The sequence below is a fragment of the Planomonospora antibiotica genome, assembly GCF_014647955.1.
GTDB lineage: Bacteria > Actinomycetota > Actinomycetes > Streptosporangiales > Streptosporangiaceae > Planomonospora > Planomonospora parontospora.
On record NZ_BMQE01000030.1, the window covers coordinates 76,903 to 85,721 of the forward strand.

Consider the following 8,819-nt stretch of genomic DNA (forward strand, 5'->3'; position numbering starts at 1 on the left):
GCTGTACGGGATCACCACCAACCTGATCGGCCAGCACCGCCGCAGGGAGATCGCGCTTTACCGGGCGCTGAGCCGCACAGGGGTGGATCCGGTGGTGGAGCCGTTCACCGACGAGGTGGAGCGGCGGGTGACGGCGAGCGCGGCGCGGCAGCGGCTGGCCGGGGCGCTGGCGGGGTTGTCCCGCAAGCATCGCGACACGTTGTTGCTGGTCATGTGGGCGGAGCTGACGTACGAGGAGGCGGCGCGGGCGCTCGGCGTTCCGGTCGGGACGGTGCGCTCGCGGATCAACCGGGCCCGGTCCGCGCTGCGGCGCGCGCTGCGCGGGCTGGACCCGGCGGCGGAGGACGGAGGGAGAGACCGATGAGGGAGATCGACCACGAGTTCGGCCTGTTGAAGGAGATGCGCGCGGAGGTGCCCGAACAGCACGACCTGAGCGGTGTGGAGCGGCGCATGGAGGAGATCCGGGCCGGGCGGCGGCCGGCGGAGCCCCGTCACCGCTCACGGCCATGGCCACGGCTTCGGTGGGGACTCGCTGTGGCCACGGCGTGCACTCTGGGCGCGGGCGCATGGCAGCTCACGCAGAACAACGTGCAGGAGGTCCAGCCCGCGGTGGCGCACCAGCCGGTCCCGGCCGCGACCGTGCTGGAGCGGGCCGCGCTGGCCGCCGCGGCGACCGAGGTCGCCGAGCCCCGTTCCGACCAGTGGTTCTACCGGAAGCAGACGCAGCACATGTCCGGCGGAGGCCTGCCGACGTACGAGAGCTGGCACAGGCTGGACGGCACCCGGACCGCTGTCCGCGAGGAGGGCGGTGAGCTGAAGGTCACCGACGCCGAGCGGGGCCCCACGCACCCCGGGAAGACCCTGCGGGAGATCCGGGAGCTGCCCACCGACCCCGACGCGCTGCTCCGGCACTTCCGCGCCATGGAACGGGAGCTGACGCCGCTGTCGATCTGCGCGCCGCGGTGCCCGGCGGGGACCGAGCAGGACGTGAAGGTGTTCGGCGCGATCGGCTGGTACATGAGCCACGGCCCGCTGGTCCCGCCGGACACGGCGGCCGCGATGTACCGGGCGCTGGCCAAGATCCCGAACGTCGCGATCGAGGAGAACGCGACCGACGGCGACGGGCGCACCGGCGTCGGGGTCGTGCTCGACCTGGGAGCGGCAGGCAAGGGCGTCTACATCCTCGATGCCCGGGACTACCGCTACCTGGGGCTGAAGGTGGTGCAGGGTGAGGAGACCTCGGCGATGTCCGTCCTCGGCGCCGGCATCGTGGACGAGCCCGGCCGGCTCCCCTGACCCGGCCGGGTGGGACGCCATCCTCTTCGGGGATGAGGCGCAGTGCCTTGTGGCTGACGAGGTAGACCCCGCCGACCAGGTAAGGGCCGGTCACTCGCCCTCCAGCAGATGCTGGTTGGCGTCGGCCCGGTGCTCGGAGAACCAGTCGATGTCTTCGGAGAGGTCATCGACCGCTCCGGGCTCGTCTGCCGGCAGCGGATATGGATTGCCGGTTTATAAGGGACGTGTTCGCGCCTTTCGGGGTTTGATGTGTTTGGTCGGCCTTATGGCGGAGCGATCGGGAAGCGGCCAGGGGGATCATGGAACCGAGGTTACCGGGAGAGACCCCGCAGGGGGCGTCAGGGGCAGGAGCGTCTGGACCGGCGGGAGCGGTGAGGACGGGGCCGTCATCGGCGGAGTTCGCGGGGATCGATCCGGGGCTGATGCTGGAGTTCGTCTCCGCGCTGGAGCGGGGCCGGGACGTGATCGGCGAGCAGTCGGAGCGGATCCGGCAGCTGCTCGCGGCGGCCGGGGTGCCGGCGGACGGGCTGCGGCCGATCGGGGAGATCGCGGACTGGATCGACGGCGAGCTGCCGGGGCTGCGGCGGCGCCAGGAGATCGCCCGCGCGACCAACGCGCTGCCGACCTGGGGGAAGCGCCCCGCGCTGGTCGCCTTCGACGAGGGCGCCTACCGCTCCCCGGCGGACTCCCGCAAGCAGGGCACGGCCTTGGGCGAGCGCCTCGCGGACATCGGGCCGGTCGGCTTCTGGGACCACCACGCGGACTCCGACCGGTACGCCCGGGTCGTCGCGGAACTGGAGAAGAACAAGCACGACGCCGACTTCACCGCGGCCTTCTTCGCCGCGCTCGGCACGGAGGGCACGCTGAAGCTCCCGCTGCTGCTGCGGGAGGGCCTGCACACCAAGACGTTCCGGGCGCCGCTCAGCCCGCCCGACCCCGACGAGCCGGCGCTGCGCACGCTGAGCCAGGCGTTCGGCAGCGCGGTCACGGGCGGGGCGCACGTCCCGGGGTTCGCGAAGATCAGGGACGCGGTACGGCGTGCGCAGCCGGGCGAGGAACGGGCCGGCGCCGACCTGCTGCTGAGCGCGGGGGAGTTCCCGGCCGAGTGGCTGACGGGGGTGGCGGCGGCCTGGGGAGGGCTGGCGAACCCGCGCAAGGTCTCCACGGGATTGATGTACGCGCTGGGCAACAACCCGGCGGCGGCCCGGCTGGCGATCGAGAAGGCGGCCGGGCCGTACACGAAGGACCAGAAGAAGCTGAGGGAGTATCTCAAGGCGTTCAACGGCCAGGTGCTCAACGGCCCTTCGGAGGACGCCAGGGGCGACGCCTTCGGGCGGATGCTGGCCGCCGCGGCCGGGGCGTACGACGAGAGGGACGGCGCGCACAGCCGGGAGGCGGCGGCGTTCGCCTTCACGGTGATGACGACGTTCGGCGACCTCAAGGTGCCGGAGGCGGCCCGGGTGCACCTGTCGGAGCTGGCCGGGGCGTACACCACGGAGATCACCGAGGGCGCGAACATCGGTGACGCCAACATGACCGAGCCGAGCGCCCTCAAGCCGACCACCTCGTCCCTGGGCCTGAAGTCGGCCTTCACCCTGAACCCGCAGGACGCCTACAAGTTCCTGAAGACCTTCGCCGACACGGACGAGAACCTCAAACCGTTCGAGGAAGGGCTGGGGCGGTTCTCCCAGCACCTGATCGCTGATGCGGCTGCGGCGACCAAGAAGACCGGAGACGTCGAGCATCTGGACCGTGTGTACAAGGCGCTGGGCAACGTCCGGGGCTTTGAGGTCGCCGCCGCCGAGAAAGTGCGGGGCGAGTTGGACGCTCTGGATGAGCAGGCGAAGAAACTCGAGGGGTTCGCCCTCGACTTGGGGCTCGGGGTGGGCGGTCTGGCTTTCGAGACGGTGCCCGGACAGCTGGCCTGGCTGGCGTTGAGCACGGGTTTCTCCGGCAAGGACGCGTTCTTACCTGAGGACGAGAAGCGGGTGGAAAAGCTGGACAAGAACGATGGGGAAGTGACGCTCGGCCGCCAGCACGCGATCGTGCAGACGCTCATGGCCAACGGCTTCAAGCCGAAGGTGACACCCGCCGAATATCAGGCAGCCTGTCCGCCGGGCGTCGCCATCGCCGATGCGGAGGGCAACCTCCGGCCGTTCTCCGACCTGCTCAAGCAAGGAAACAAGGGCCTCGTGGCTTTCGAGAAGTGGGCCGACCTCAACGGTATGGGCGGCTCTGACAACCTTTCGGTAGGAAAGCTGGCCAGCGACATGGCGGACTCGTTCGAAAGTCGTAATCAGCGAGGTAGGGAGCGGGGCCTGGCCTTCGACAGATAGGGCGTGATCTCGAAGGCCGACCGGATCATGAGATCGGAAGACATTCGGTCTCCCCTCGAGCCCCGTACTGTCCATCGGCGGGGGAATCCAGGATGATCACCGTGTTGTATTCATTGTTGGCGAGCTTGATAGGTCCATTTCCGTGATCTTCAATGATCTCGTATGGCGCGACCCGGGAAAGCGCCCCCAAGAGAAGGTCGTTGAGCCCGTCAGGCTTGCGTTGCGGGGCGGAATCCTTGCCTGTGGCCGCGAAGGTTCGCTTCGCCCTGCCCTCTCCGCAAGGGATGTCACGTTCGCCTGGGTCGGTGATCTTGACGTCCAAGGCGTGGCGCTGCTTCATCAGCTCGGTGATGTGGAGTTTCAGGGTCTCGCCCGCCTCGGCGGCGGTGGGTTCTTTTTCGGCGCAGCCGGAAACCGCCAATAACGTCATCGCGCAGATCAGGACGCCCTGCCGTACGAAACGTGCCATGAAGCCCTCCATGCCTGGCCGCATTTCCTGTAGATCTAATAATGTCCAACAGATCGGTCCGGTGTCCCGCCTGAGCAGAGGAATGGTCGTGAGTCACCCCTTGGACGGAACGGCCTCGGAGGCCCGGCGCAGGCTCCTGGAGCAGACCCTGGCGGAGCTCAGGACGCGGGTCGCGATCCTGGAGGCGGCGATGGACCCCGCCCACGGGCAGTTCACCGGCCGGTCCGTCTGGGTCGGCCCGACGGCCCGGAGGTTCGCCGAGGACCTCAGCGCCCGCCGGGTACGGCTCCGCCGGGCGGCCCAGGCCCTCATCGACACCGTGGAGGAGGAACTCCGCGCCGTTCCGGCGAAAGCCTCCGCCGGCCGCGACTGATCGTCTCCCCGGCCGCCGTTCAGCGGCCGGACCCCTCGGCCAGGAGCGGGCCGGTCTGGACGACCCTGCCCGGCGGCCCACAGGGCAGGGAAGGATCGGGGTCCTCCGCGAGCTGGAACCAGACCACCTGCCCGGCCGGGACGCCGTACCAGCCCCAGGTGGTGGCCAGTTCCCGGACCAGCCAGAGGCCCCGGCCGCCGCAGCTCTCGGCGCAGGCGTCCGTGCGGATCCGGGGCAGGCTGTCGGCCGAGCCCGCGTCGATCACGTCGATGTGGAGCGTTCCATCCCATTCGATGACCGCCACGCTCACCCGTCCGCCGGACACCCGGCCGGAGTCGGAGTGCCGTACGGAGTTCGCGACCAGCTCGGTGACGAGCAGCAGGGCGTCGTCGGTCCGGGCGTGGCCGGTGCCGTCCAGCAGGCCTCGCACGTAGCGTCTCGCCCGGGGCACGGCGGCGAGTTCACCGGGCAGGTCGGCCTGTCCCAGCAGCCGGGGCGCGGTCACCGTACGGCCTCCAGGATGCGCTCCGCCGCCGCCCGCATCGTGCTGCGGCCGCGCCGGGGCCGATCGAGGGTCTGCGGGTCGCGGCGGCGCCGGTCGCACGGCGGCCGGTGACGGGTCCGCTCCCAGGTGAAGACGGAGGTACGGCCGCGCTGCGCCATGGCGGCCCGGGGCCGCCGGCCCGGAGGGAGGAAGATCTCCACGCTCGGCCTCCCGGCGGGAGGGAGCCGCACCACGGAGTCGAACCCCAGCTCGTTCAACTCCCAGGCCAGCTCCACCAACTGGCTGCCCCACCCTTGAAGATCACGCGCTCTCATCTGATCGCTTGCCTTTCGTCGGCCCAGATCACACCGGCCTCGATGGTTACGGATAGTGATCTAACGTGTGCCTAGAGCATGCAACGGAGTTGGGTGCCATGCAACAGGATTGGCAAATTGCTCGGAAGTTAACTTCAACACTTTCTGTTGCCGAGCCGCTACTGTTGGTTCCAGGTCAAAGGAGGGTTGATCGTGAGGCAGGCTGCAAGTCCTACGGTGCGCAGGCGACGCCTGGCGTCTGAGTTGCGTCGTCTGCGAGAGCGTGCTCAGTTGACCATGGAAGAAGTTGGTGAACGGCTTGGCTGGTCAGCAACGAAGATCTCGCGGATCGAGACGGCTCGAGTCCGGGTGGGACTCAAGGACACCGAGCGCCTTCTCGACCTCTACGCGGTCGGCTCCGAGAAATACAGCGAGCTGATCGACCTTGCGAAGGACGCCCGGAAGAAGGGCTGGTGGCAGGCGTATGGTGATCTTCCTGCGGAGTACACCACCTACATCGGTCTCGAAGCCGAGGCCGCCTCAATGCGTAGCTTTGCGCCCACTGTCCTACCTGGCATCCTCCAAACTGAGGACTACGCCCGTGCAGTCATTCGTTCCGCTCTGTTCATCTCGTCGCCGGGGGAGATCGAGCGTCGAGTCGAGGTTCGCATGGCCCGGCAGGAACTTCTTGTCCAGGATGAGCCTCTGCGGCTCTGGGTCGTGCTGGACGAAGCCATCATCCGGCGTCCGGTCGGTGGAGCTGCCGTGATGAGATCTCAGCTCGACCGGCTCCTGGATGTGGCTGACCTGCCCAACGTCACCGTTCAGGTTCTGCCGTTCGCTGTGGGAGTCCATCCGGGCACGAATGGTGCGTTCGAGATCATGGAGTTTCCTGAGCCGGCTGATCCAGATGTGGTGTTCATGGAGAACTTCACTGGAAGCCTCTACATAGAACGAGAGACGGATGTTCACCGATATACAATGATTTTTGACCATCTACGGGCTAAGGCGCTAGATCCGGACAATTCTCGCCGCTTCATTACGGAGACGGTTGTCCAGTTCGAGTGATCACTTCCGGAAGGAGATATGGGATGCCCATGCCGGATCTGTCTCAAGTGAAGTGGCGGAAGAGCTTACTTAGCGGCAACGGCCAAAACTGCGTCGAGGTCGGTGTCTGGCGCAAGAGTAGCCGCAGCGGTGCGGCTCAAGACTGTGTCGAGGTCACGGTCGTTGACGAGGCTCCGGCGGTGGCCGGGCATAAGGCGGATGCCGAGCGGCTGTTCCTGGTCCGGGACTCCAAGGACCCCGACGGGCCGGTGCTGGCCTTCACGCCGTCCGAATGGGACGCCTTCGTCGATGGCGTCAAGAACGGCGAGTTCGACGATCAGGACTGATCATCACGGAGGTACGGCCACCGTGCGGCCTGCGGTGCCGGACATCACGAGGTCCGGGCCGTACCCGTCCCGGTACGGCCCGGACGTGTGATCGGGCGGGTCGTTTCGCAGCAGTCACGGTGACGGCCGACTGCGGCGGTTCGGCTCCCCCGCCGTCATGTCCGCCCTGGGGAACGCCGTTCTCGCCGACCGGCGGCCAAAATGGGGCGATGGGAACGAGACCCGGCCCGGAGGCGGCCGACGACGAGATCGGCTCCTGGCTCGACCGGCTCCACGACGCGCACGACGAGTTCGCCTACCGGTACGTCTACGCCGCCTACCTGGCCGTGCGGTCGCCCCGCCGGGAGCGGCGGGGCGGCGAGGTCGCCCTGACCGCCGAGCCGGGCGAAGGCCACCTGCTCCGTGCCGGGAGCGGGGATCCGGGCCTGCGCCTGCGTGACGACGCCGAATGTGAGGCCTTCCTGGCCTATCTGGTCGGCCGCTACTGCCGTGGCAGGCACTCCTCCATGGAGGAGTGGGAGGCCGCCGCCCATGACCGCTACGTGGCAGACCTGCGCGGATGGGAATAGGCGCGGGACCGGCTCCGCGGGTCTGTCGGTGGGCTGTGGCAGGATGCGGCGGAATCAACTGCAAGATCATCGGAGGTCGGTCATGTCGCCGGTACGTACGTCCGCGCCGCTGCACTTCGTGGAGCACGGGACCGGCACCCCGGTCCTGGCGCTGCACGGCTGGACGCCGGACCACCGGCTGATGCTCGGCTGCCTGGAGCCGGTCTTCGCCCGGCGTGACGGATACCGGCGGCTCTACCCCGACCTGCCGGGCATGGGGAAGTCGGCGGCTCCGGCCTCCGTGACGAGCGCCGCCGACCTGCTCGACGCCGTGCTGGCCTTCGTGGACGACGTCCTCGGCGACGAGCCGTTCCTGCTGGCCGGCGAGTCGTACGGCGGTTACCTGGCCCGCGCCCTGGTGGGGCTGCGGCCGGAGCGGGTGCTGGGACTGGCGCTGATCTGCCCGGTCGCCGACAGGCTGGGCGTCACCGAGCGCGTCCTCCCGGACTTCCAGGTGCTGCGGCCCGACCCCGGACTGCTCGCCTCGGCGGAGCCGCGGCTCGCCGAGGAGTTCGCGGAGATGGCGGTGGTGCAGACCCCGGAGACCCTGCGCCGGTTCCGCGACGAGATCATGGTCGGCCTCGACTGCGCCGACGCGGCGGCGCTGGAGCGCATCGCGCCGAACCGGTTGCTGGACCCGGAGCCCTCGGAGAGCCGGAGCTTCGACCGGCCGACCGTGATCATCGCCGGCCGTCAGGACCACGTGGTCGGTTACGCGGACGCGTTCGCGCTGCTTGATCACTACCCGCGGGCGACTTACGCGGTGCTCGACGTGGCCGGGCACAACGCCCAGTTCGAGCAGCCGGAGCTCTTCGACGCGCTGATGCTGGAGTGGCTCGACAGGGTCGCCGCCGAGAGGTGAGGCCCTCCCGCTCGCCGGTTCACGCCCTCACGACAGACGGGCGGCCCGCCGGAACCCGGTGGGCCTTCCGCCCGTCCAACTCTGCATGATCATGGTCCTCGCGCTGTCCCTCGCCCTCGCCCCCGTGCAGATCCCCGAGAACTTCCTGCTGAGTGAGAAAGCCGCCCGTGCACCCCAGACGGAGGAGGAGAAGGGCGAGGAGTGGTGGAAGATCAGCGACAGGCTCGACCAGCCCTTGTTGCTGAACCCGTGCAGACACAAGCGCGCCACGACGGCGGACCGCTCAGCCGTGCGCACGATCACCCACGACACCAGCGCGCCCTCGCACTCCGGCGAGCAACTCGTGATCCACCGGAACTCCAAGGCGGCCAGGACGGCCATGAGGAAGCTGCTCGCCGACGCCAGGCGGTGCGTGGCCCGGCCGTACGGCAAGCCGTACAGCTGGGCCGACGACGGGAGGACCCGGTGGGTGGTGAACCGCACGCGTCTGGCGGACGAGGCCTCGCTGATGCGCTTCATCATGGGGCCTCCTTCGTGGATACCCCGGCCTTCAGGCTGGGGAGGAAACGAAGCTCCCGCGTAGCGGGGCAGGGAAAGGCGAATCGCCGCCAGGGCGATTCGACGTCTACGGCCACCGGCCGAAACCCGCCGCTCACACGGAAACTGATACGATGTGAGGCATG

At 68.9% G+C, this 8,819-nt stretch carries 12 protein-coding genes; 9 read left to right on the top strand and 3 right to left on the bottom strand.

Annotated features, from left to right (window positions below):
* The first annotated feature begins 1 nt into the window (after nt 1).
* The 3 genes from IEZ06_RS36605 (at nt 2) to IEZ06_RS24390 (ending at nt 3,632) form a co-directional block, all read left to right on the top strand.
* Nucleotides 2-364, top strand: a complete 363-nt coding sequence (locus tag IEZ06_RS36605; RefSeq protein ID WP_268245623.1) for an RNA polymerase sigma factor — start codon at nt 2-4, stop codon at nt 362-364.
* Nucleotides 361-1,296 (top strand): CU044_5270 family protein, encoded by a 936-nt coding sequence (locus IEZ06_RS24385; RefSeq protein ID WP_189239002.1) that lies wholly within the window; start codon nt 361-363, stop codon nt 1,294-1,296. The genes IEZ06_RS36605 and IEZ06_RS24385 overlap by 4 nt, the downstream gene beginning before the upstream one ends.
* A gap of 371 nt (nt 1,297-1,667) precedes the next feature.
* Nucleotides 1,668-3,632 (top strand): DUF6571 family protein, encoded by a 1,965-nt coding sequence (locus tag IEZ06_RS24390; RefSeq protein ID WP_189239003.1) that lies wholly within the window; start codon nt 1,668-1,670, stop codon nt 3,630-3,632.
* Nucleotides 3,633-3,657: 25 nt separating this feature from the next.
* Here IEZ06_RS24390 and IEZ06_RS24395 read toward each other — a convergent pair whose 3' ends face one another.
* Nucleotides 3,658-4,101: a hypothetical protein gene (locus IEZ06_RS24395; RefSeq protein ID WP_189239004.1), complete on the bottom strand. Its 444-nt coding sequence runs from the start codon at nt 4,099-4,101 to the stop codon at nt 3,658-3,660.
* An 88-nt stretch (nt 4,102-4,189) separates the two neighbouring features.
* Between IEZ06_RS24395 and IEZ06_RS24400 the strand changes: the two genes are divergently transcribed.
* On the top strand, nt 4,190-4,474 hold the full coding sequence (locus tag IEZ06_RS24400) for a hypothetical protein (protein ID WP_189239005.1): 285 nt from the start codon (nt 4,190-4,192) through the stop codon (nt 4,472-4,474).
* Nucleotides 4,475-4,493: 19 nt separating this feature from the next.
* On the opposite strand, the gene IEZ06_RS24405 is transcribed toward IEZ06_RS24400, so the two are convergent.
* Both IEZ06_RS24405 and IEZ06_RS24410 read right to left on the bottom strand, forming a co-directional pair.
* Nucleotides 4,494-4,979 carry an ATP-binding protein gene (locus IEZ06_RS24405; RefSeq protein ID WP_189239006.1) on the bottom strand — a complete coding sequence of 162 codons (486 nt, stop codon included), beginning with the start codon at nt 4,977-4,979 and terminating at the stop codon, nt 4,494-4,496.
* A complete protein-coding gene (locus IEZ06_RS24410; protein WP_189239007.1) occupies nt 4,976-5,293 on the bottom strand; it encodes a hypothetical protein in 318 nt (105 codons plus the stop codon). The genes IEZ06_RS24405 and IEZ06_RS24410 overlap by 4 nt, the downstream gene beginning before the upstream one ends.
* 216 nt (nt 5,294-5,509) lie before the next feature.
* Here IEZ06_RS24410 and IEZ06_RS24415 point away from each other — a divergent pair, with 216 nt between their 5' ends.
* From IEZ06_RS24415 to IEZ06_RS24435, 5 genes are all read left to right on the top strand, one after another.
* The gene (locus IEZ06_RS24415) at nt 5,510-6,340 is read left to right on the top strand and encodes a helix-turn-helix domain-containing protein (protein WP_268245624.1); all 831 of its coding nucleotides are present in this window, start codon (nt 5,510-5,512) and stop codon (nt 6,338-6,340) included.
* Nucleotides 6,341-6,363: 23 nt separating this feature from the next.
* On the top strand, nt 6,364-6,666 hold the full coding sequence (locus IEZ06_RS24420; RefSeq protein ID WP_189239009.1) for a DUF397 domain-containing protein: 303 nt from the start codon (nt 6,364-6,366) through the stop codon (nt 6,664-6,666).
* A 209-nt stretch (nt 6,667-6,875) separates the two neighbouring features.
* Complete coding sequence (locus tag IEZ06_RS24425) at nt 6,876-7,235, top strand: hypothetical protein (RefSeq protein ID WP_189239010.1); 360 nt, start codon at nt 6,876-6,878, stop codon at nt 7,233-7,235.
* Nucleotides 7,236-7,317: 82 nt separating this feature from the next.
* Nucleotides 7,318-8,136 carry an alpha/beta fold hydrolase gene (locus tag IEZ06_RS24430; RefSeq protein WP_189239011.1) on the top strand — a complete coding sequence of 273 codons (819 nt, stop codon included), beginning with the start codon at nt 7,318-7,320 and terminating at the stop codon, nt 8,134-8,136.
* Between the two features lie 91 nt (nt 8,137-8,227).
* Complete coding sequence (locus IEZ06_RS24435; RefSeq protein WP_229798616.1) at nt 8,228-8,719, top strand: hypothetical protein; 492 nt, start codon at nt 8,228-8,230, stop codon at nt 8,717-8,719.
* Nucleotides 8,720-8,819: the final 100 nt, after the last annotated feature.

Coding starts and splice junctions, on each gene's coding strand:
- IEZ06_RS24385 (WP_189239002.1), top strand. CDS start 361: ATGAGGGAGATCGACCACGAGTTCGGCCTGTTGAAGGAGATGCGCGCG.
- IEZ06_RS24395 (WP_189239004.1), bottom strand. CDS start 4,101: ATGGCACGTTTCGTACGGCAGGGCGTCCTGATCTGCGCGATGACGTTA.
- IEZ06_RS24410 (WP_189239007.1), bottom strand. CDS start 5,293: ATGAGAGCGCGTGATCTTCAAGGGTGGGGCAGCCAGTTGGTGGAGCTG.
- IEZ06_RS24420 (WP_189239009.1), top strand. CDS start 6,364: ATGCCCATGCCGGATCTGTCTCAAGTGAAGTGGCGGAAGAGCTTACTT.
- IEZ06_RS24425 (WP_189239010.1), top strand. CDS start 6,876: ATGGGAACGAGACCCGGCCCGGAGGCGGCCGACGACGAGATCGGCTCC.
- IEZ06_RS24430 (WP_189239011.1), top strand. CDS start 7,318: ATGTCGCCGGTACGTACGTCCGCGCCGCTGCACTTCGTGGAGCACGGG.
- IEZ06_RS24435 (WP_229798616.1), top strand. CDS start 8,228: ATGGTCCTCGCGCTGTCCCTCGCCCTCGCCCCCGTGCAGATCCCCGAG.